This window comes from Peribacillus sp. YIM B13482, assembly GCF_042787975.1.
Lineage (GTDB): Bacteria > Bacillota > Bacilli > Bacillales > DSM-1321 > Peribacillus > Peribacillus simplex_A.
On sequence record NZ_JBHZPF010000045.1, the window covers coordinates 1 to 23,125 of the forward strand.

The window sequence follows — 23,125 nt, forward strand, 5'->3', positions numbered from 1 at the left end:
GTGGGGTCTCACCTGTCCCGCTGCTCCCGCAGGAGTCTCGCACTTCCGCTCCAATCAACCTTAAATAGTTTCGTTTTGTAAACAACAATCTTACGAAAAGAGCCTTTTAAAAAAATCGGTCGAGATATATAAGCCCTCTCTAGCGTAATCAAATAGATTATTTTTTCACGCTTCTATGGTTTATATTTAGCGCAAAAAAAGTCTGGCAAACTTTTTTATAGTTGCTAGACTTACGTTCATTTTTAAGATTCAACCCCGATATAAAAGGCAGATTTTGATGATTACTGATCTGTATTATATGAACTATATATGGATGGTATTGAAAGTAATAATAATTTATGAAATAGTCAACTTGTTCGAACATTACCCTTCAGGTGCTTGGTCTATACTCGCTGCAGTCTCGTCTCCAATAAATACAAGGTAAAGTTTATTATTTGCCCGACTTGCTGCAACGTATAACATCCTATAAAATTCTAAGGTCGTTTGACGATAGACTCAACTTGAAGGGTGGTATTCTGTGGATGATTGATTATCCCCATTGGCTGAATGGAACAGAAAGCACCTGTTTTATTGATTGTTAATGTACCCTTCTCCCATATCTTCAGGTTTCACCTTACCTGTTCGGAATTTTTGGGCAAGTTCACGGACATCCTTGGCAATTTCCTTAATTGATTTTTCATCGGAATGATTAATAACGGAAATACAAGGTTCGTTCCTCCGTGCCGATCATTTAATAGGCTGCCAGGTCCCGCAGTGCCTTTTCGACTTTTTCAGGATTCACCATGAAGGACTTCTCCAATGCCGGGGAATATGGCATCGCTGGAACATCCGGGCCTGCCAGTCTCATGATTGGAGCATCCAGATCGAAGAGGCAGTTTTCTGCAATAATTGCCGATACTTCACCAATGATGCTCCCCTCCTTATTATCTTCAGTAATCAATAGGACCTTTCCTGTTTTCGATGCAGCTTCAATAATGGCTTCTTGATCCAATGGATAAACGGTTCGCAGATCAAGTATATGAACGGATATGCCATCACTGGCAAGTCTTTCAGCTGCCTGAAGCGCAAAATGAACACAAAGGCCGTAAGTAATCACGGTAACGTCCTCGCCGTCACGTTTTACATCCGCTTTACCAATGGGTAAAACATAATCATCAGTCGGCACTTCTTCTTTAATAAGGCGATAGGCACGTTTATGTTCAAAGAAAAGGACTGGGTCCTCATCCCGAATTGCCGCTTTCAATAACCCTTTCACATCATAGGGCGTAGATGGCATGACAATTTTAAGTCCTGGCTGATTGGCAAAAATGGCTTCAACAGATTGTGAATGGTATAACGCGCCATGTACTCCCCCGCCGTATGGAGCCCTGATGACGATAGGGCATTGCCAGTCATTATTGGAGCGATAACGAATTTTTGCAGCTTCTGAAATGATTTGGTTGATTGCAGGCATGATAAAATCAGCAAATTGCATTTCTGCAATCGGCCTCATCCCATACATGGCCGCGCCAATGCCCACTCCTGCGATTGCTGATTCAGCAAGCGGGGTATCAATGACCCGCTGTTCCCCGAATTGTTCGTATAAACCAGATGTCGCTTTAAAAACGCCGCCTTTTTTCCCTACGTCCTCCCCTAAGACAAATACACGGGAATCACGTTCCATTTCTTCTCGCATAGCCATTATTACGGCATCTATATAAGATATCACTGCCATCTTCTTTCCTCCTTACTTATCTGCATAAACGTATTTTGAAAGCGTGTCTTCATTTGCAAATGGAGCATTTTCCGCATAATCCGTCGCTTCGTTCACAACTTCCATTATTTCCTCGTTCATTTGTTTCTCTAATTGATCATCCATGATCCCTACAGCTTTTAAATAGGCCCCGAATGTAATGATTGAATCTATTTTTTTTGCCTCCGATACTTCTTCAGGCGACCTGTATTGACTATCATCATCGTCGCTTGAATGGGGTGTCAACCTGTATGAAACCGTTTCAATCAAGCTTGGTCCTTCACCACGCCTTCCCCTCTCAGCCGCTTCTTTCACCACCCGGTATACTTCGATCGGATCATTTCCATCAACCGTCACCCCTGGCATGCCATAACCAATGGCTCGGTCCGACACTTTGCTGCAAGCCAATTGTTTTTCGATAGGGACGGAAATGGCATATTGATTATTCTCGCACATCAAGATAACCGGAAGTTTATGTACACCTGCAAAATTCGCTCCTTCATGGAAATCACCTTGGTTTGATGACCCTTCACCAAATGTAACGAACGAAACGATATCTTTTCCTTCCATTTTTGCAGCGAGTGCAATCCCCACTGCATGCGGCACTTGAGTGGTAACTGGCGAAGATCCCGTTACGATGCGATTCTTTTTTTGCCCAAAATGCCCAGGCATTTGCCTTCCGCCTGAATTCGGATCTTCCGCTTTTGCAAAACTGGATAACATTAAATCTCTGGCGGTCATCCCAAATGCAAGCACTACCCCAAGATCCCGGTAATAGGGAAGGATATAATCCTTTTCACGATTTAAAGCAAACGCAGCACCCACTTGAGCTGCTTCTTGTCCTTGACAAGAAACGACGAATGGAATTTTTCCAGATCTGTTCAACAGCCACATCCGTTCATCTATACGTCTTGCCAACAACATCACTTTATACATCTCTAGAACATTTTCATCACTCAGACCTGCTTGCAGATGACGGTTTTCAACCATATGTCATCATCCCTCCTAATAATCAGAACATTTTACTTTAAAACCCAAATGCTGGTCCTCATACTGGCACCCTTTTCAAACGGGAGTGCTGTATCACGAAACACTATTGTTTCTCTTTAGCTATCTCTTTGTCTCGCAAACTAAATTCGCTTATGTTTTCTCGAAGGAAGAAAAATCTCCATTATGTAAACATGCTTTCTATTTAACACCCATACATTCTCATTTACGTTATCATCTAGTATTATTACCTGGTACTAATCCAATTCAATATTATCCTAACACTTTTTATCACATATTTTCAACTAATTTCACTTTGTAAAACAGATCAATTTTCTTGTCTAGTGAATTAAGAACATGAAAAAATGTGTTGTTTGAATTTCCTAAACGACTTTGCCTGAAGTACAAAGCCTATTTATGTACGAACCAAAGTCAAGAAAAACACCGGAATGATGAAAGCGTTTTTTTTGTTGACTAAGTTGAAAAATAGATGTAAATTAAAATAATTCATAAAAATAAATGTTCAGTTTGGAACAGTTTAATAAAGAAAGAATGGTGATGTTGAGTGAAGAATGAAAAACAAATAATTCGATCAGTACAACTATTGCGTTCATTTTGGAACGTGCAGAAAAATATCATGCGATTCGTTCAAAAGACAGCGGCAGAAAATGATTTAACAGTTCCGCAATACTCCATTTTGATGACCATTTCCCCTCATAAGGAGACCACTCAAAAAATAGTTGGGGAGAAAACGTTTCTTCCAAAAAGCACGCTGAGTCAAGCGGTCGATGGCCTTGTTCGGGCAGGCATGCTCCAACGAGAGCATGTGGAGGGCAACCGGCGTGAGATTCAGCTGTCAATCACCGAAAAGGGGGAAAATACATTAAAAATGATTCATTTTCAAGAAAGCAGTATCCACCAAATATTTCAATCGGCGATTGAATTGCTTTCTGAAGAACAGTATGAAGAGTTGCTTGAAACGCATCTTCAAATTACAAACTTTTTAGAAGCTCAAGCAACAGAACAAGGAGAGTGTACAAAATGATAAAAATACTGAAAAATTTATCCGTTTATAAGTGGATTATTTCAGCAGTTATCGGTCTGGTTTTTATTCAATCGATGTCGGACCTCTTTTTACCTACACTCATGGCGGATATTATTGATAAAGGCGTCGTTCGAGGTGACACTCCTTACATTTGGAAAATCGGTGGTTTGATGCTGTTAGTTTCAGCACTTGGCGCTTGTGCTTCCATAATCGCAAGCTACTATTCGTCCAAAGCGGCAATGGGAATGGGACGGGATCTCCGGCTGAGAGTCTTTAATCATGTAGAAAAATTTTCGTTACAAGAATTTGATGAAGTCGGTACCGCGTCATTGATTACAAGGACGACCAATGATATAACACAAGTCCAGCAAGTGGTTATCATGATGCTACGTATGGTAATCAGTGCACCCATCATGTTAGTCGGTGGAGTGATCATGGCAGTATCCATGGATGCAAAATTATCCCTTGTCATTGTCGTCACTATGCCTTTGTTGATTGGTTCGATCCTGCTTATTCTATACAAAGGTGTACCTCTTTTTCAAAAGGTGCAAAAACGATTAGACCGGTTAAACCTTGTATTAAGAGAAAATTTAACTGGAATTCGTGTCATTCGTGCCTTCAATCGTGAAACCCAAGAAAAAGAACGTCTTAAGAAAGCGAATAAAGAATTGACAGATGTCTCGATCAAAGTCAATAAAATCATGGCGTTCATGATGCCTGTAATGATGCTTGTCATGAACTTGACGGTTGTTGGTATCATTTGGTTCGGAGGAGTTCGTATTGATAACGGCGGCATGCAGATTGGGGACTTAATGGCCTTTATCCAATATGTAATGCAAATTATGTTCGCCCTTGTAATGGCATCCATGATGTTCGTTATGGTTCCACGCGCGGCTGTATCCGCAACGAGGATAAACGAAGTCCTTGACATGAAACCTTCATTCTTAGATGAAGGGACAGAAAAGGCAGATCGTGAACACGGTACACTTGAATTTGAACATGTGACGTTCAGTTACCCAGGGGCAGAAGAGCCTGCATTATCGGATATCAGTTTTTCTGCAAGACCTGGTGAAATCACCGCAATAATCGGCGGAACTGGTTCAGGGAAAACGACGCTCGTCAATTTGATCCCTCGCTTCTATGATACTTTAAGTGGGACAATTCGTGTCAATGGTGTTGATATTCGTAATTCATCACAAGATGAAGTCCGGTCAAAAATTGGCTTTGTACCACAAAAGGCTGTCCTCTTTACTGGTACCATTGCTGAAAACATTCGCTTTGGAAAACAAACCGCCACACAAGCTGAAATTGAGCATGCAGCCCGTATCGCGCAAGCTGAAGATTTTATCAGTAGCATGAAAGACGGCTATCATGCAGAAATCGAACAAGGAGGCTCAAACCTGTCAGGAGGGCAAAAGCAACGACTTTCGATTGCACGGGCACTCATTAGGAAACCTGATATTTATATATTTGATGATAGTTTTTCTGCACTAGACTTCAAGACAGATGCCAACCTTCGTGCAGCCTTGAAAGATGAAACGAAAAATGCGACGGTACTACTCGTTGCACAGCGTGTCAGTACGGTCGTTGACGCTGACCGAATCATTGTATTGGACGAAGGACACATTGCGGGTATGGGAACACACCAAGAATTGCTAAGTACAAATGACATATACCGTGAAATCGCCTTATCACAGCTCTCAGAGGAGGAAATTGCATGAGTAATCAAAAAAAACCTCAAAGCGGCGGTCAGATGGGGCATGGTCCTGGTGGCGGTAACATGATGATGATGGGTCAAAAAGCAAAAGATTTTAAAGGAACACTAAGACGTCTCTTGGCCTATTTAAAACCGCGGCGCAACAAATTGATTGCCGTGTTCTTCGCTGCAATCATGAGTACGATTTTCATGATTGTTGGACCAAAAATCATGGGAACGGCGATTACGGAATTATTCGAAGGAGCCTACGGGAAATTTCAAGGAATACCTGGAGCTGCTATTAATTTTGATAAAATTGGCCAGATTCTTCTACTACTTGCTGGACTGTATGTCTTAAGCAGCCTTTTCAACTATGTACAACAATACATTATGTCCAGTGTTGCACAAGAAACGGTATATGATCTACGGGAAGATGTTAATAAAAAGCTCGAGAAACTTCCTCTCAAATATTTTGAAGGACGTCCTAACGGTGAAACACTTAGCCGAATGACAAATGATATTGATACAATCGGGAGCACCCTTCAACAAAGCTTAACGCAGTTCATCACATCAATCGTCACGATTTTGGGGATTATCATCATGATGCTTTCCATTAGCCCGTTATTGACATTAATCTCGATAGTCAGCTTACCTTTGTCAATATTTGCAATCCGGCCTATTTTAAAAAGATCCCAAAAACATTTTGCCGATCAACAGCGTACACTTGGGCAATTAAATGGGCACATTGAAGAGATGTACACTGGCCATCAAGTCGTTAAAGCATTCGGACATGAAAAAAAGGCAAGTGCCCAGTTTACTAAGGTTAATGAAGAATTGTATAAAGCGGGAAGAAAGGCACAGTTTATATCTGGTATCATCATGCCCATGATGTTTTTTATCGGAAATTTGAGCTATGTCCTCATCAGCGTTGTCGGCGGAATATTGGTAACGCAACGTTCGATCTCAATTGGTGATATTCAAGCATTCATCACATATTCAAAGCAGTTCACCCAGCCGATCACACAAACAGCCAACATCGCAAACATTATTCAGTCAACGGTTGCAGCAGCTGAGCGTGTCTTTGAGCTACTTGATGAAGAAGAGGAAATGAAAGAAAAAACCACAGCTAAAATAAGGAGAGCAAATGGTGCTGTCACTTTTGAACATGTCGACTTTGGATATGGGGAAGAAATGTTAATTAAAGATATGAACATCGATGTCTCGTCTGGACAGACGGTCGCAATTGTTGGACCAACTGGTGCTGGAAAAACGACTATGATAAATCTCTTGATGAGATTTTATGAACTAAATGCCGGAAAGATTAAAATTGATGGTCTGGATACACGGAATATGTCCAGGAATGATCTTCGTAAGAACTTTGGGATGGTGCTTCAAGATACCTGGCTCTTTAATGGCACGATTAAGGACAATATCGCTTATGGAAAAGATGGAGCAACAGATGAAGAAATTTTTACAGCTGCTCGGACGGCACATGCCGACCATTTCATTCGGACACTGCCAGATGGTTATGAGACAGTTTTGAACGAAGAAGCTTCGAACATCTCACAAGGACAAAAGCAGCTTTTGACAATCGCACGAGCTGTTCTTGCAGATCCACCAATCATGATATTGGATGAAGCGACGTCGAGTGTGGACACTCGGACCGAAGTCTTTATCCAAAAGGCGATGAACAGACTGATGGAAGGACGGACTAGCTTTGTCATTGCCCATCGTCTCTCAACGATTAAGGATGCAGATTTGATTCTCGTTATGGATCAAGGAAAAGTGATCGAGCAAGGAACGCATTCGGAACTATTAGAAGTAAATGGTTTCTACGCAGATCTTTACAATAGTCAGTTTACTGAAAATGTAGCTGGTTAATAAGAAAGAGGCTCGATTTCCATTCGGAATCGAGCCTCTCTTTATAATACACAACCACTCCATGCTTACACCGATTAGTCACCCATAAATAAGCGATAACTTATAAGCTGTATCAATATCCCCTTTTATTTCCCTTTTTCATAAATTCCCAATCTACCTCAATATTTTTTCTGACCCTTTGAAGAAGATGAAACACCGCTTCCGTTTCTTCCAAAGAAAATCCAGATAATGCAACCTTGTCGGTATACTCCCCTTCTTTCTGTAAAAAAGGATAGACCTTTTCACCTTTATCAGTAGGATATAACTTTTTAATTTTTTTGTTGCCCTCATCATTTTTCTTTTCGATAAAACCTTGAATTTCAAGTTTTTTAATGGCACGAGCTGCTGTCGTTCGGTCGACCTTTATCATTTCTGCTAACTTTTCTTGAATGATTCCTGGATTTTCACATATTCGAACAAGATACAAATACTGCCCTTTTGTAAGGTCAAATTCTTTAAATTCAATATTACTTATAGAGTCCAATGCCCTTGCTATCATTCCAATTTCACGGAGTATTTCCTTCATTCAAAAAGCCCCTGACTTTTTGTTGTATTTACAACAAAATTAATTTCATTTATACTATAAAAAGGATAGACATTTATTATGACTTGTCTTATTAAATAAATCTAGAAAAGGGATGAAGAACATTGGATTCTAAAAGAATAACTACAGAAAATGATTTGAAAATAGCCTTTCATATCAGAAAAGAAGTATTTGTCGAGGAACAAGGTTTCCAATTAGAAAGTGAATTTGATGAATTTGATACACTTAATGCTCCTTCTGAACACATATTAGTTTATTATAATGAACAACCAGTCGGAACTGGAAGGTTAAGAGTTGTTGATGGTTTAGGTAAATTGGAGAGAATTTGCATCTTAGAGCCTTACCGTAAATTTGGTCTTGGAAAAATAATAATAAAAACGTTAGAAGAAATTGCAAAGGAAATGGAATTATCCCTGGTTAAATTACATGGTCAAACACAGGCAGAGGGCTTTTATAAAAAACTCGGCTATCAAACTTCATCCGATGTCTTTATGGAAGATGGCGGTCCACATCTTTTAATGAAAAAAGAATTAATTAATGAATAAGTGTGTTAAATGTAAGTAAAACAAAAATTAACCTCTATCTGATCGGGATCACACTATTAACCCTTGGTTGTTCTTTAACTATCCAATCAGACCTTGGAACATCACCATTTGGCGCCCTTTTGGACGGGCTTTCCATACAAGTCTACCTTACTGTAAGCTGGGAATTCATAATAGCCTTTATCATGATATTTTTAAATTCGCTTTTAAAAAGGCAAAGACCAGAATTTTTGGTCTGCTGACAGCTTTTATAACAGGCCTTGGTAATTGAATATGGCTTTGGTACAGCCAGAACTAATACTCAATAAACTTGTCTGTTTAGCTGTTATAGGACTAGGAACGGCTATCTACTTACATGAAAATTTTGCACCTATAGACCGTTTGATGTTGATCATTCAAGATTTAACTGGAATGATTATTTTTTCAAAAACATTAATTTATCTTGTTTTGGTAATCACATTCAATGGAACAATTGGTATCGGGACTCTATTAACCGGTTGTTTAGGAGGGCCTTTTCTCAATTACTTTATCCCATTAACTAGTAGTTTATTAAATAACCCCATTCCATCAGCAAATAGAGATAAAGATAAAGATAAAATCCATTCTATAAAGGACGGTTTTTATCTTTATTTTTCAGTTTTATTCCACAATCTGTCCCTTTTATGAAGCAACTAAAGCTTAATTTCTCACTTTCCATCGAGGAAATAGGCTTATTTATATTTGGATTTCCTTAACGTTGTAAATCCGCGTATTTCCGGTTCAAGCTAAGGAACCGTAATAACTTCAAGCCCTTTATAACACAACGGGTGCTTTTTCATGAACAAGCGGGTGAAGCGCTTGAGTCTCATCAATGTAAACAAAAGCATCATATCTATTTGACAATACAGAAGGTACATAGTTTCCATATTGTTCATATTCCGGTCTGTATACAACCCCAATCGCCCGATGCCCAATCCTATCTAGGAATAGCTGCCGATTTTCATCATTGAAAATGAGCAACTTATCATACGCCCCCGAAAGGTGCATAGCCTCCTCCCAACTTCCCTTCATTGCCGGAGGTACTGTTTTTATTTCAAAATCCATGCCCCACTCGTCTGCTGCAATTACAGTTCCCCTGTAGGTTCCGAAACCTGTGATAAATACATCTTCAGTTGGGTTTTGCTCACGAATGACCTGGCCGACATTAATCATCCCGGAATCTCTCATATCAGTAGCACTGGCATCGCCAACATGGGTATTATGTTCCCACACAATCGCCTTGCCTTCAGAACCGTAAAAATCCATAATTTCATTAAGTGCATCCACCATATGCATATCTCGAATATTCCATGATCTATCGTCATGAACTACCATTGTCCTGTAATAATTTTCTGCATTATACGCCACCAGTGCATTCACTTGAAGATTCAAATTCAATTCTTCGTGATGGGGGTATTTTTCTTTTTTTCGCTGAATAGTTGTCAGTAATTCGGCTACCTCCTCTATACAGTCTTCCGAATAAATGCCTGCCGAAACTGCGTACTCTTCGTTATTCCGATTGAATGGCTCAAAACATGTGAACGCCTGTCTGGCAGCATCGAGGTCAGGTGAATCAATTTGCTTTAAGTAATGGATGACTTCATCCATGGATTCCCAAAGACTATAGATATCGATTCCATAAAATCCAATTTTCTTTTGATTTTGTCCAGACTCATTGTATTGTTTCATCCATTCGATCAAGTCGATTATTTCCTCGTTTGCCCACATCCAGGTCGGCCAGCGGTCAAAACTCTTAAGAACATCCTGTGCGGATTTAGTTTCTAGGTCATAACCTTTAACATATCTATTAATTGCCTGGCATGCGGGCCAATCGCCTTCAACGGCTACAAAGGTGAACCCTTTTTCTTTAATCAGTTTTTTTGTTATTTCAACTCGGGCCGTGTAAAACTCGGATGTTCCATGTGATGCCTCACCCAGCAAAACAAATTTTGAATTTTTAACTTGTTGAACGAGCTTATCCCAATCAGCTTCACTTGTAAGCGGGACTGAATGTTCGATTATTGACTGAACCAGATTATGATGCACTGTTTTTCCTCCTATTCTTCTCACAACCATTATCGTTTGTACTCAGCATTATAAGAATTTGAACCTGCGTGTACTGACAGTAGTGTATCAGCGTATCCTACTAGACGATTTACAAGTTCATCACAAATGGAGTAAACCAGCTGAAAATTTTCTTCCTCAAATAGAGCAAAGTCATCCAGAATGACAGTCGTGTTAATGAACATATCTTTGTTTCCATATAGATTGTAGTGAACTATAACCTTTCCAGCAGCGCCTCCAGTAACTGGATCCTTAAAGCCGGGAATAAAAACAAACCATTCTTCAGCAGTAGCAGACCTGAAGTTTTTTGTGAAAGACATTCGCTCGGTTACATTCTGTATCTTTTTTAAATCTTCCGGGTTTATATCCTTGATCTTATTCATTCCATAGCCACCCTTAACACCCTTGTTAATAATCATCAGTTATAGATTTTCCTTAAGGGACCAATCCTATAAATATTATTATGAAAAAATGACTTTCCCCGGAAAAAAGCACGCCTGAACCGCCTAGACTGGCATAAATTTCAGGAGAACCAAATTATTTGCCATATACTTATTATTGTTCAGATTCTTCATTAATTTTAGGTGAGAATGGGTCGGTCAGAATATCACTTAATATCACTGCCCAAAAGGGGACAAACTATATTTGAAATAAGAAAGGAGATGTGAGACATGACAAAAAAATTTAATAAAGGCAGCCGAAATCAAAATTCACCGCAATTACACGGACAAGCTCCTGTTAGTGGGGACAACAGTAAAGGAAATAAAAGAAATAAAGATCAAAGTTCAAAAAGAGATAGTGGAATTTAAATGAAACAAACCGGTCATATTGAAGTGAACCCAAAAAGTTAGACACTTTATTTAATTAGACAGCCTTGAGGGCATGAACCCGGTAATCTACTGGGCTCATGCCTTTTAATTTCGCTTTGGTTCGTCGGTGATTGAAGTGGATATAATCTTCTAGTTCTTGTTTAAAATGCTGTCGGTGATCGGCATTCGGAAGGGCTGAAAATTTTATGCATATTAAATCTGACCGGAAAGTGGGATTTGAAGCAGGCCTTCACAACAGGTGGCATGCCAAGTTCGCACTAATCCTATGTGGGAGCGAATAAAGGCTGGTTGCATACGGAGACATCTCCTGCGACAGTGTTTGCCGTGATTGTGATGAATGATGCTCAGGGGATTCGGCGCCATACAGGTGCTAAGCTTGTGAATGATCTTGAAGATAATCTGCGAAGTTTTCTGGAGAGTTTCCGAGTTTTGGGTTTGTGGAGCGTGAGAAAGAACTAAATGAACTGTTCGGACATTAGCCTGTGGAAGTGGGAGCTGATGAACTGCTTGGAGTTGTACTTGGGTTTATGTCGGGTAAATTGGAGGATGGCAAGCCCTCAAAAATCAAACGGCTGAAAACGGTGGATAAGCCTTCATATTCTAAATCTTGAAGTAATGTATAAAAATTTCATAACGCTTATATTAATACGTTCCTATGCTATTAAAATAGACGAACAATAACTTAAGATAATGGGTTTTTAACAGTTCAAAACCGAATAATTTATCTCAATGAATTTAGAGCCGAAAATGACCTAGGCCTCCCTGCTTATTAGAAAGGCTTAGGTCATTTCATGTCCCCAAAATCAGTTCTTCCGGGACATTTTCATAGCGAAAGAGTACATATCCGATCTGAATAATCCTTTATAATATTCTACTAAGTTACCATCAGAATCAAAAATCATCCGTTCTGTAATCAGCAAACACATCGTTTCTTTTATCCCCAAATGTTCAGCATCTTCTTTTGTTGGAAAGCCGCAGGTTATAATTTGTTCCGCTTCACAAAAGTTAATGTTCAGATCTCCTTCGAGTGCGTCATATAATACGGTGGTACTTAAATCGAATTTCGTCAATTCTTTTCCTAGGTCCAAAGAATAATAATGCAATTCAATGGCTATGGGGACATCCCCCTGTAGACGCAGCCTTTTAATATGGTAAGATTCATCTTCAAAACCATTTGCATCAGCTATATTTTCAGGCGTCATTACACGGCCATGATCCAGTAATTCAATCCCCATGCCTTTAGTGGTTTCAGTGAAACTTATCATCTTAAGCCATTCCTGTACGGGTTTAAGGGAAACGAACGTTCCCTTCCCATGCCTTTTTTCCAATATCCCCTCACGAACCAGGATGGATACGGCTTCCCGTACAGTGCTTCTGCTGACTGAATACATATCCATTAGTTCCCTTTCACTCGGGATTTTGTCTTTATAATAACCTTCTAAAATCTGATTTTCCAATATGGTTTTTAATTGAGCGTGTAATGGGATTGGATTTTTAAAGTCTAACTCCATAAAATTTCCTCCAAACAGAAAAAGACATCGTAATGTTCGTATCAGTTCTTATATTGTAAACCAAATAGTTATAATTTTCAAACATGCCAACACTCACTTTTCCTTATATTGGGATTTGACGGATTATCCATTGTTTCTTTTCCAATACAACTCACATTCAAAAACCGTTTTCTATGAATGAATAAATAAGCCCCGATTAGTACTCGTATTCAGGGTATCCTATATGCACCCGTCACCACAAGTGGAAGATTAAACAATAAAGTACGAGATTATGGAAAGCAGCAAAGAGGTAATGGTCATGGCTAAAAGAGGACGCATGGCTTTTGTGCGCAGTGCCTGCAGGCTTACATTCAGTCCAAGACCGATCATGGCCATTGTTAATATGAATGTAGTCGTATTGGATATACCATCCATTACGATTGGAGACACAGTAATATAAGTTCCAAACACATAACTTCCAATTAGACTCATGATTATAAAACCAACGAGGAACCAGGGAAAATCAATTTTGGCATCATGGCCCATTTTCCCGGATGTACGTTTTTTCATCCAATACATAAAAATGAAGCATAAAGGGATAAGTAAAAAGACACGGCCCAATTTTGCGAGGAGTGCAATCGCTAGCGCATCTTCACCAGCCGGAGCTCCTGCCAATGCAACATGGGCGATTTCATGAAGACTGATTCCAGACCATATACCATAATCCAAAGCGGACATCGGTAGGATTGGACGTAAAAGGGTATAAACAATGGAGAAAAGCGTTCCCATTAAAGCGATTATCCCGACGCCTATGGCTGTATCTTCTTCCTTTGCTTTCACGATTGGAGATATTGCCGCAATAGCCGCTGCACCGCATATCCCAGTTCCAACAGCAAGAAGAAGGGAAATGGAGGCATCTGCCTTAAACCACTTTGCAATCAGGACCATCACGACTATGGCAAATGTTACTGTCCCTATGTCACGTACCAACAATGGCAAACCCTGATTGAAAATCACATCAATATTTAACTTCAATCCGTATAAAATAATGGCAAAACGCAAAAGTTTTTTAGCGGAAAATTCAATTCCCGTCCGGAATTTTTCTGGATAACCAGCGATTTGACGATAAATCACGGCAATGATGATCGAACACGCAAGAGGACCGATTCGATTGAATCCTGTAATCTTGGACAGCCCCAAGCCTAAAAGTGCTATAAAAAAGGTAAAAGCGATACCGCCCATCCATAAAAGCACCTTATTTTGAAGCGGTGAATTCGAATTTTGCTGTTCCTGACACGTTTCTTCCATTGGCTCATATTTTTCTAATTCCATACATTCCTTCCCCCTTCCCAGATAACCTGAATCATTAGGATCATCCCCTACTTTCAATCGTTTGAAAAAGATCGGTCTCTTCTATATTAGTAGGTGAATTCCCTTTGATAAAATACTCGGATTCCTTTAAAAAAGGCAAGTTCGGCTTTTGGTTTCCCCACAGTTCAGGAACGGCTAGAGTCTGGGAACGATGATATCTTAAAGCTCGGATCTTTTTCTGTAAAGTCCCTGCTATATTCACTCTTGTGATTCTGCTCAGCCCGTTTTCCTTTAACCATTCATCATAAAACACATGCCAAAGGACAAAGTACAGACTTTGAACTTTAAAAGGTGGAAATACTGGATCTGGATAAAAATCGGGATCACCGGATTTTAGAAAAGCAAATTCGGCAGCACGGCCAATCGCACAATGGTCTGGATGCCCGCCATATTTCTCATGGAATGTTACTAGTGCATTCGGTTGAACCTTACGAATCACCTTTACGATTCTCACCGCCAATAAATCGAAGCTTTCAAATTCAATCGTTTTATCCCTTACATGTAAAAATCGCAGGTCGCTGATCCCCAATTCTTCACAAGCTCTTTTTAACTCCTCTACCCTTAGTTCAGGCAATGCCTCCCTTGTAGTAAGAATGGGATTTCCCATGCGCCTGCCCATTTCGCCTTTTGTCGCACATAGTAAAGTTATATGAACACCTCTTTCAGACATTTTGGCAATGGTTCCGCCACACAGGAATGATTCATCATCGGGATGAGCAAGAACCACCAATAACCTTTGTTGTGATTGCATATTTCCTCCTACTTCGGATTCACCAGTTTTCCCACACTGTGAGACCCAATATGAAAAAATGGACATGGGATGTCAAAACGATTAGACATATCATGCCCATCTTCAAATTCGTCTATAAATATAGCACCCTAAAGCTAATCATCTTTTATGGTTAGCATAATTCATATAAAACAGATTTAACCGTTTCAATGACAAAGCGTAAATCTTCAACGGTCGAAGATAAAGGCGGTGCAATGATCAATACATTTCCATATCCAGGAACTGTATCACCATTACGGCCGATGATAAGGCCCTTTTCCTTGCAAGCCCCTATTATTTTACCCATGAACTCATCGGAAACAGGTGTTTTTTTCTTTTTATCTTCCACTAATTCAATGCCATATAAAAATCCAACACCACGTACTTCCCCTACTTTATCCAGGGCTGTCAATTCAAAGAGTTCACTGAGTGTCGATTCACTGAGTTCAGATACTCGTTGAACGATTTTTTCATTTTCTATGATTTCAATATTCTTTAGAGCAACTGCGCAAGATGCTGGATGGCCTCCATATGTTGACACATGCCTGAAATGATTTAACTTTCCATTCTCTTTGAATTTCTCATAAATCCTAGAATTCACTGCCGTTGCTCCAAGTGGAAGATAACCGCTGGTTAAACCCTTTGCCATCGTTACAATATCAGGTTGGACACCATCGGAGTGCATGAATCCAAACATTTTTCCGGTTCTTCCAAAACCTGAAACCACTTCATCCACAATTAAGAGAACATCATGCTTCTTACAGATTTCTGAAACTCTTGTTAGGTATTCTTTCGAAGGAATGAGGACCCCGCCACCAGAGATGAATGGTTCAAGAATAACACCGGCTACCGTTTCGGACCCTTCAAAATTAATAACCTGATCGATATATTCGGCTGCTAGCAAATCGGTGTTCTCAACGTTGTCCCCAAATGGGCTTCGATAACTGTACGGCGGTGGCACATGCAGGAAACCTGGAACCGCCGGGTCATATTTCACTCTCCGGTTCGCCTGTGCGGTCGCGCTTAGCGCCCCGAAAGTATTACCATGATAAGCCCTATACCTAGAGATGAATTTGTATTTACCTGGATTTCCATTTTGTGAATGATATTGCCTGGCAATCTTGAAAGCTGTCTCATTCGCCTCAGAGCCGCTGTTCGTAAAAAAAGTGGTATAGGAGCCCTTTAAATGTTCACTTATTTTTGCAGATAATTCGATTGCCGGCTTATGGCTTAACGTTAAAGGGAAGTAAGATAAGTTAATCATTTGTTCATAGGCTGCCTGCGCGATTTCTTTTCGTCCGTGACCCAGATTCAAGCACCATAAACCGGAAACCCCATCTAAATATTTATTACCTTTAGTATCTGTGAACCATGAACCGGATCCTTCTGTAGCCATCATGGGAGCATCCTTCTCATTATAGCGATGCATCGCATGCCATAAATGGTCTTTATCCATTTGAACAAGGTCTTTCGTTTCAGTTTCCATCTTCACTATTGAAACCCCCCTTATTTTTCATTGAATGCAATTAAGTTAAGTTCCCATGCTGTTACAGATCTTTAGAGTGAATTGGTGTTGGAACGATAACCCAAATTCAGGTCATCGCACAAGTCATATCACTCTTTTCGAACCATTATTTATCCCAGTTTTTATGATCTAAATGAGAATATTTTTCTAATAATCTAGTAGGCATTTTTAATGCATCTTTTCTAAATGGAGGAGCTAATTGTGTTCCATCCACTTGTATATCAATGACAGTCGGTTTGTTTGATTTTATTGCTTTTTCAATGACAGAACCCAATTCCTCAGGTTTTTCCACTCTAATGCCGACAGCACCCATAGATCGGGCAACTTCTGCAAAATCAGGATTTTGGATATCAGCCCCTACAAAACGGTTATTATAAAAATCGACCTGGTTCTTTTTCTCTGCGCACCATGCATTATTATTGAAGACACATGCTATGACCGGTATGTTTTCTTCTACAGCCGTACTCACTTCATGTAAGCTCATTCCCCATGCGCCATCTCCAACAATGGCTATAACAGGTGTATTCGGCTCAGCTAATTTGGCACCTAATGCGGATGGGTAAGCAAATCCCGTATTCCCGAATGTAAGCGCAGCGATATGCCTGCGGCTCTGATTGAATTTCAAGTAAGCGTTTGCAGTTGACGATACATTACCGATATCTGTAGTAACGATGGCATTTTCGGGCAACACTTTAGTCAATTCCAATAGGGCACGACGCGGATTGATCGGGGTTCCATCGATCATCGCAAGTTTCACCAATTCTTCTTCCCATTTTTGTTTTTCATTCGTTACTTCGACAATCCGCCCTTTTTCTTGTTTTAGGTCAGGTTTACTAGCCTTCAACCGTTTCAAGATTTCACGACTCGCTTCACGGGCGTCTCCGATGATCCCGACTTCCACAGGGTGCGTCCTCGCTATTTGCCTTGGGTTAATATCTATTTGGATGATTTGCGCATCTTTAGGGAAATAATCAATGTCATAGCATGGTAACGTTCCAAATACCGATAATCTTGTACCGACCGCCAATATGACGTCCGCTTTCTTAAGTGTATTCATGGCAGCCTTTGAACCCATGTAACCGATTGGGCCGACTGACAATGGATGATCAGCAGGAAAGGCATCATTATGCATATAGGAGACAGCTACCGGAGCCGTTAAATATTCTGCAATATTCTTAATTTCCTCAATACCATCTGAATCAACCGTTCCCCTCCCGGAAATGATGACAGGATACTCAGCCTCAGCTAAAATTTCAGCTGCTCTATCCAAGGATGCAGAAGATCCGCAGCCCCTTTCATCTACGCGATATTGATGTGGCTGAAGTATTTGATCTTCCACTTCACCATAGAAGTAATCACGGGGGATATCGAATAAAACCGGTCCCCTTTCGGCATAGGCAATCCGGAATGCTGTCCTCAGGCAATCCGCGACCCGGCCTGGGTGTGTCACTCTAACCGTTTCTTTCGTGATTGCCTTGAAGATGGATACCTGATCACATTCTTGAAAACCATCCCATCCAACTGTTGGTGTACCAGCTGAAGGTGATATGACCACCATTGGAGTATGAGCTTGATTGGCCGCTGCAACAGAGGTGACCATATTCGTCATTCCAGGTCCGTTTTGCCCGATGACAACTCCAGCAACACCTGATACACGACAATACGCATCTTCCATATGTGCTGCACTTTGTTCATGGCGGACACCAATGAAACGAATGCCTGCAGTTGGCAATAAATCAAGCATATCCATGAAAGCCGATCCCAGAATTCCAGAAATATGTTTAACTCCCTCAGCCACTAATGTCTCAACGATGGCTTCACTTGGTGTCATTTTAACTTTCGTTCCTCTTAACATTTTTGTTTCAACCATAGCACATTCTCCTTTAATTTTAGTTATTTCTGATAATGACGTTGCGACGTCCGTACCAGTTATAAGATGTATAATACTACCACTGGATGAAACAGTCAATAAATAAATTGAATATTTTGATTTTATTTAAAACCTCTAACCATCATAGTCACTAACTCATGTATTTGAATCTTTTTTAACCAATAAATATATCCTTTTTTTCTGTCAATCTGTAGTTGATCCTATCGATGATCTCCAATAAATCACCTATATCATCAATTACGAAATCGGCACCTGCATTCCAAAAACGATTTTCTGCATGTTTCATCCGTTTTTGCAGATCATATGGGCCCATTTCGTTGATTTCTGCTTCTGAAAGGCCGATTTCACTGCCGCCCTTCAATACGGCAACAGTCCACATTCCTGCAGAAATGCCTTCTTTGATGTCACTTATCGTATCGCCAACTTTAACGATTTTACTGAGTGGATACACTTGGAGATTCATCGCCGTCTTAAAGCACATCCAAGGGGCAGGCCTTCCTGTAGGCACTTCGGTAGATGCAACGATGGAATCTGGTTGATAGCCCCATTTTTCCGCCTCTTGTTTAACAACATCAATCATTTCACGAGTGTACCCTGTTGTCGATCCGATTTTTATTCCTTGCTGCCTTAAACGGCTGACTAATTCAATTACGCCTGGTATTGGCTTGGAGTTTTCCTTGAGAACCTTAAAAAGCAAAGCCTCAAAGTCCATATATAATGATTTTAAATCTCTTTCGTCCGGTTCTTTCCCGAATTTAGCAATCCATAAATTGGAGATTCGTTTCATTTTCAGGAGTTCCATTATATGATCCATTTTCAATAAACCCATAGGTTCCCTTGCTTCCTTAATGGTAATATCTATCCCCCTTATCCTGAAAATCTCGACAAATGCTTGGACCGGTGCAAAACAACCATAATCCACCGTCGTTCCTGCCCAATCAAATATCACAGCCTGAACCTCTTTGCATTCTTTTGCACTTTCCAAACTATGTCCCCTCCTATCGCTTACCCCCTCCAAAATCACCGAACTTGCTAAACCTGTTAAAACCCATAAATTCCCCACTGGTGATAACCTGGGTATAAAGAGAATTCATTTCACTTCTTCCAAAAATAACTGTAGATCTTCTTTAGTAGCTTCAGAGAGTCGTTTTATCTTTTCAAGGTCCTTATCCGGATTCCCTGACTCCCCAATTAATGGGTAAAGGTTTTTCTCAATCCGTTCATACCAATCAGGGTATTCATCTTCCACTTGCTTTTCTATCGAATCCCAAGTAGAACTGATCTCTTTTCCCATTTCTTGAATTTTCACTGAATCCGCCTCCGTACTTATTTCTGATTCCAATCCTTTAATGGATTGAATCACATCGTCGACACCTTTTTTAATAACCCCTGCATTTTGGGTTTCACCCGTATTTGAATCTGGATTTTCATTCATGACTGGACTATTTTCTTGTTGGGCCTCGTCTGGTTCGCTTGAATTGTTGCAGCCTGACAGCAATATGGCTCCAAGGACAACCCCACTAGTAATTACACGGAAACCATTCAACATAATCCCTCCTTCATGATTTAAAGACAGATGTCACCAAGCACTTGTTGGCGCAACTCTCTTTTTCTATGGGAAATCATATTCTAGCTGATTAGTGATTGAAGAATTTTGTCTGAGGAATTCCATAGAAGTAAACGAAGCATTACCTTAAATTAAATCAATGGTATAGAGCCAAAGCTATAACTTTTCAGAATTAGGGGAACCAGAAACAATATTTAATTCATTCTCCATATACTTCGCTTTTTTTCGCCGAAGGAAAAAGAATGAACAGATAACGATCAAGCTAAATAGCATGGTAAAGATAAACTGTGGACGCTGCGAATCGATAAATGCCATTAATATTAACACGGAAATCATGGAAATTATGGTCGCATAAGTCAAATACGGGAATAACCACATCTTGATTTTGAAAACTCCGGGATTCTCTTTCTCCATTCTCTTCCTTAATCGGAGATGTGAAACCGCAATGGCCAGATAAACAAGAATTCCGACTCCACCCGAGGAATTCACTAAAAAGAAAAAGATTTTATCAGGTGAAACATAACTAAAAATGGTGCTGATAAAGGCAAATAAGGTAGAGCCGACTACAGCAAATATAGGAACGCCGTTTTTGCTCACTTTGGAAAATAACTTTGGAGCGTCGCCTTTTTGTGCAAGTGAAAATAACATCCGTGAACTCGTATATAATCCCGAATTCAAACAGGAAAGCAATGCAATGAGAATCACTAAATTCATGATCAGGGCAGCAGAAGGGATACCCATCATTTCAAGTACGGCAACAAATGGACTTTTCAGCAAAGAAGCCGAATTCCAGGGTAATAGCGTCACTAGTATGGCGATGGACCCAATATAGAAAATCAGGATTCGCCAAACTACACTATTCAATGCACTTCTAACTGACTTTACCGGATCACTGGTCTCACCAGCAGCAATCGCGGGAATCTCCACTCCAACAAAAGCATGAAAAACAATTGCGACACCAACAAGCACAGAACTTATCCCATTTGGAATAAAACCGCCAAAATTCAAAAGATTAGAAGTGCCAGGTGGTTTTATCGTTGGGATAAAACCTAATATCACTGCCACGCCCAAGAACAAAAAAAGGATGATACTGATTATTTTAATGATTGAAAACCAGTATTCGAACTCACCAAACGATTTTACGGAAAAAATATTCGTCATTTTCAATAGGATAATCAAAGATAGACTTATGACCCAGACGGGAACGGAAGGAAGCCAGCTGTGTATGATTGCAGCTCCCGCTGTTGCTTCCAAAGCGATTACGATAACCCAAAAGAACCAATATAACCAACCTGTTGTAAAACCGGCCCATTCACCAATCCCCTCTCTTGCATAAACGGCAAAAGATCCAGTATTTGGATTCACTGTGGCCATTTCCCCAAGCATCCTCATGACTAATACAACGATCAAGCCTGCCAAAACATATGATAAAATCGCCCCGGGGCCCGTTTGACCAATAATGATACCGCTTCCTACGAATAAACCAGCGCCTATGACACCACTCAAAGATATCATCGTTAAATGTCTTTGTTTCAGACCTGGCTTCAGTTCTTCCTGTTGATGTTTCATACCCTCCACCAACTTTCAATATTTTGGGGAATCAACTAAGATAATCGCTACTTGAATGTAAAAACAAGGCTTTTCAGCTGCCTGTCCTTTACACTTTCACAAAGATAGTGGGAACTTGGAAACATGGCATTTTCCAACAGCACAGGAGATGACGCTATGAACTTAAGATTCTATATCACTATTCCTCCTTCCTTAAGGCTTGAAATTCGAAGCGAATCTAACATCACTACGTCATGATGTTAGTACCACTTTCTATGTGTATAATACACTCTGATTTTTTTAAAGTCAATTTAAAAATCAGAATATTTAGATAACAAAATGAAAATTTAAATAAATGGTGGTCCTTAATTCAAGAATCACTGCTAACCTCTAATTTTTTCATTTTATTTCTTTCACACTGGAGGCTTCATCGAACGCACTATCCCTTCCTATCTTTAAGGCCTTCTGCTTCCTATCCAGCATTTTCTTTAAAAGAAATGAAAAAAACAATGTAAACGCAACTCCCTTAACAATCGATGTATAACCGTAAACAAGAAGGCCCAATATCAGTACAATAAGATTAATAATCCTTATTGTCGCTGCAATATCTATTTTTTCATTCTTATGATGTAATATTAAGGCGATCACGTCAAAGCCAACAGTGGAGGCATTTGCTGTTATACATAAATAGTATCCTATCGCTATCAAAATCGATGAAATAAGAATCACTAGAACGATATTCACATCAAAATCAATATTCAATGAATAAAAGAAATTGAAGAACAGCATATAGCTAAGGGAACTTACAATTGACTTAAAAAAGTACTCTTTCCCCAGAAAAACTAAACAAATGATTAACAGTAATCCTGTAACTAAATTGGCGAGCATGGCAATATTATAACCTGATAATGCATGCAATAATAATGCCGAGCTAGTTACGCCTCCATTAATAATTTCGTTGGGAACGATAAAAAAAGCATAGGCAAAGGTCATGGAAATGTTTCCTGCGATAATTTTCATTAAATCCCTCATAAATTTCTCACCACCCCTTTCAATATTTTGATAATGCTTTCCCCCCTAGATATATATTTATACTTGAACGATGCAATCAACATTCATTTCTCCATCCAATTTTTTCGAATCATTCAGCTTTACAATCACATTGATTTAATAATGCTTCCTTTGGAATGACCCCTTACCTTATTCATGTTGGGTTTCTTGTATTAGTGGTATTTTGTTTAAAATGATTGGGTGAAATTAAAATAGGCTGGTTTATGTCAAGTGATTACAATTATTCGCTAACCATAACCCCCTCTCCTTCTAATAAATAAAATAAAACATGCCACTTATAATCATTTAGGGATTGCAGGCCTTTTGTCCAACTAGTAACTTATGATTTCCTTGAAACGATTTACAGAAGTCTTTGATTTACCTAAATGAATATGATTCCAAAAAAATGATTTGAATTTTCAATCCCCGTACTTTTTACAGGTTATATTACAAGTTATAGGAAATGTATATACCGGTTTTACCTGAAAGGTCAGACACTTTTCACGAAGGACTTTACATTGTAAAGAGTCGTATTA

The 23,125-nt window shown here is 39.7% G+C and carries 19 protein-coding genes and 4 pseudogenes; 7 read left to right on the plus strand and 16 right to left on the minus strand.

The genetic code is table 11. The features are described from left to right. Positions 1–476 precede the first annotated feature (476 nt). From ACFX4L_RS18695 to ACFX4L_RS18705, 3 genes and pseudogenes are all read right to left on the minus strand, one after another. Positions 477–696: pseudogene (locus tag ACFX4L_RS18695) on the minus strand (2-oxo acid dehydrogenase subunit E2); the annotation flags it as partial. A gap of 34 nt (positions 697–730) precedes the next feature. Continuing rightward, positions 731–1,714, minus strand: coding sequence for an alpha-ketoacid dehydrogenase subunit beta (locus ACFX4L_RS18700; protein WP_125163310.1), 984 nt, complete (start codon positions 1,712–1,714; stop codon positions 731–733). 12 nt (positions 1,715–1,726) lie between these two features. Next, positions 1,727–2,722, minus strand: a complete 996-nt coding sequence (locus ACFX4L_RS18705; protein ID WP_061462835.1) for a thiamine pyrophosphate-dependent dehydrogenase E1 component subunit alpha — start codon at positions 2,720–2,722, stop codon at positions 1,727–1,729. 562 nt (positions 2,723–3,284) lie between these two features. On the opposite strand from ACFX4L_RS18705, the gene ACFX4L_RS18710 reads away from it, so the two are divergent. Genes ACFX4L_RS18710 through ACFX4L_RS18720 form a run of 3 tightly spaced genes read left to right on the plus strand, consistent with a single transcriptional unit; the run spans position 3,285 to position 7,341 of the window. Further along, positions 3,285–3,764, plus strand: coding sequence for a MarR family winged helix-turn-helix transcriptional regulator (locus tag ACFX4L_RS18710; RefSeq protein WP_377383133.1), 480 nt, complete (start codon positions 3,285–3,287; stop codon positions 3,762–3,764). Continuing rightward, on the plus strand, positions 3,761–5,485 hold the full coding sequence (locus ACFX4L_RS18715; RefSeq protein WP_377383135.1) for an ABC transporter ATP-binding protein: 1,725 nt from the start codon (positions 3,761–3,763) through the stop codon (positions 5,483–5,485). The genes ACFX4L_RS18710 and ACFX4L_RS18715 overlap by 4 nt, the downstream gene beginning before the upstream one ends. Next, positions 5,482–7,341, plus strand: a complete 1,860-nt coding sequence (locus tag ACFX4L_RS18720; RefSeq protein WP_377383138.1) for an ABC transporter ATP-binding protein — start codon at positions 5,482–5,484, stop codon at positions 7,339–7,341. The genes ACFX4L_RS18715 and ACFX4L_RS18720 overlap by 4 nt, the downstream gene beginning before the upstream one ends. Before the next feature lie 112 nt (positions 7,342–7,453). On the opposite strand, the gene ACFX4L_RS18725 is transcribed toward ACFX4L_RS18720, so the two are convergent. Next, the gene (locus tag ACFX4L_RS18725) at positions 7,454–7,906 is read right to left on the minus strand and encodes a MarR family winged helix-turn-helix transcriptional regulator (RefSeq protein WP_377383139.1); all 453 of its coding nucleotides are present in this window, start codon (positions 7,904–7,906) and stop codon (positions 7,454–7,456) included. A 122-nt stretch (positions 7,907–8,028) separates the two neighbouring features. Between ACFX4L_RS18725 and ACFX4L_RS18730 the strand changes: the two genes are divergently transcribed. Beyond that, entirely contained in the window at positions 8,029–8,469 is a 441-nt protein-coding gene (locus tag ACFX4L_RS18730) for a GNAT family N-acetyltransferase (RefSeq protein WP_377383141.1), read from the plus strand. Between the two features lie 2 nt (positions 8,470–8,471). Beyond that, positions 8,472–9,132: pseudogene (locus tag ACFX4L_RS18735) on the plus strand (YczE/YyaS/YitT family protein). Positions 9,133–9,258: 126 nt separating this feature from the next. Here ACFX4L_RS18735 and ACFX4L_RS18740 read toward each other — a convergent pair. After that, the gene (locus tag ACFX4L_RS18740; protein ID WP_377383143.1) at positions 9,259–10,530 is read right to left on the minus strand and encodes an erythromycin esterase family protein; all 1,272 of its coding nucleotides are present in this window, start codon (positions 10,528–10,530) and stop codon (positions 9,259–9,261) included. Between the two features lie 29 nt (positions 10,531–10,559). Continuing rightward, positions 10,560–10,931 (minus strand): hypothetical protein, encoded by a 372-nt coding sequence (locus ACFX4L_RS18745; RefSeq protein ID WP_377405878.1) that lies wholly within the window; start codon positions 10,929–10,931, stop codon positions 10,560–10,562. A 288-nt stretch (positions 10,932–11,219) separates the two neighbouring features. Between ACFX4L_RS18745 and ACFX4L_RS18750 the strand changes: the two genes are divergently transcribed. Next, positions 11,220–11,357 (plus strand): hypothetical protein, encoded by a 138-nt coding sequence (locus ACFX4L_RS18750; RefSeq protein WP_167555979.1) that lies wholly within the window; start codon positions 11,220–11,222, stop codon positions 11,355–11,357. A 55-nt stretch (positions 11,358–11,412) separates the two neighbouring features. On the opposite strand, the pseudogene ACFX4L_RS18755 reads toward ACFX4L_RS18750, so the two are convergent. Then, a pseudogene (locus tag ACFX4L_RS18755) lies at positions 11,413–11,526 on the minus strand (IS3 family transposase); the annotation flags it as partial. A gap of 26 nt (positions 11,527–11,552) precedes the next feature. Between ACFX4L_RS18755 and ACFX4L_RS18760 the strand changes: the two are divergent. After that, positions 11,553–11,989 (plus strand): annotated as a pseudogene (locus ACFX4L_RS18760) (divergent PAP2 family protein). Between the two features lie 192 nt (positions 11,990–12,181). Here the strand turns inward: ACFX4L_RS18760 and ACFX4L_RS18765 are convergent. From ACFX4L_RS18765 to ACFX4L_RS18805, 9 genes are all read right to left on the minus strand, one after another. Next, on the minus strand, positions 12,182–12,889 hold the full coding sequence (locus ACFX4L_RS18765) for a GntR family transcriptional regulator (protein ID WP_089363302.1): 708 nt from the start codon (positions 12,887–12,889) through the stop codon (positions 12,182–12,184). A 249-nt stretch (positions 12,890–13,138) separates the two neighbouring features. Continuing rightward, on the minus strand, positions 13,139–14,176 hold the full coding sequence (locus ACFX4L_RS18770; RefSeq protein ID WP_284472084.1) for a YeiH family protein: 1,038 nt from the start codon (positions 14,174–14,176) through the stop codon (positions 13,139–13,141). Between the two features lie 64 nt (positions 14,177–14,240). Continuing rightward, a complete protein-coding gene (locus ACFX4L_RS18775; protein WP_377405880.1) occupies positions 14,241–14,990 on the minus strand; it encodes a PIG-L deacetylase family protein in 750 nt (249 codons plus the stop codon). Positions 14,991–15,141: 151 nt separating this feature from the next. Beyond that, a complete protein-coding gene (locus ACFX4L_RS18780) occupies positions 15,142–16,494 on the minus strand; it encodes an aminotransferase (protein ID WP_377383178.1) in 1,353 nt (450 codons plus the stop codon). A gap of 145 nt (positions 16,495–16,639) precedes the next feature. Continuing rightward, on the minus strand, positions 16,640–18,403 hold the full coding sequence (gene xsc / locus ACFX4L_RS18785) for a sulfoacetaldehyde acetyltransferase (protein WP_377383147.1): 1,764 nt from the start codon (positions 18,401–18,403) through the stop codon (positions 16,640–16,642). A gap of 175 nt (positions 18,404–18,578) precedes the next feature. Then, positions 18,579–19,409 (minus strand): phosphonoacetaldehyde hydrolase, encoded by an 831-nt coding sequence (gene phnX, locus ACFX4L_RS18790; RefSeq protein WP_377383149.1) that lies wholly within the window; start codon positions 19,407–19,409, stop codon positions 18,579–18,581. A gap of 105 nt (positions 19,410–19,514) precedes the next feature. Further along, the gene (locus tag ACFX4L_RS18795) at positions 19,515–19,973 is read right to left on the minus strand and encodes a hypothetical protein (protein ID WP_377405882.1); all 459 of its coding nucleotides are present in this window, start codon (positions 19,971–19,973) and stop codon (positions 19,515–19,517) included. A gap of 174 nt (positions 19,974–20,147) precedes the next feature. Further along, entirely contained in the window at positions 20,148–21,560 is a 1,413-nt protein-coding gene (locus ACFX4L_RS18800; RefSeq protein ID WP_284471040.1) for an amino acid permease, read from the minus strand. Between the two features lie 378 nt (positions 21,561–21,938). Continuing rightward, the gene (locus tag ACFX4L_RS18805; protein ID WP_377383152.1) at positions 21,939–22,559 is read right to left on the minus strand and encodes a YitT family protein; all 621 of its coding nucleotides are present in this window, start codon (positions 22,557–22,559) and stop codon (positions 21,939–21,941) included. Positions 22,560–23,125: the final 566 nt, after the last annotated feature.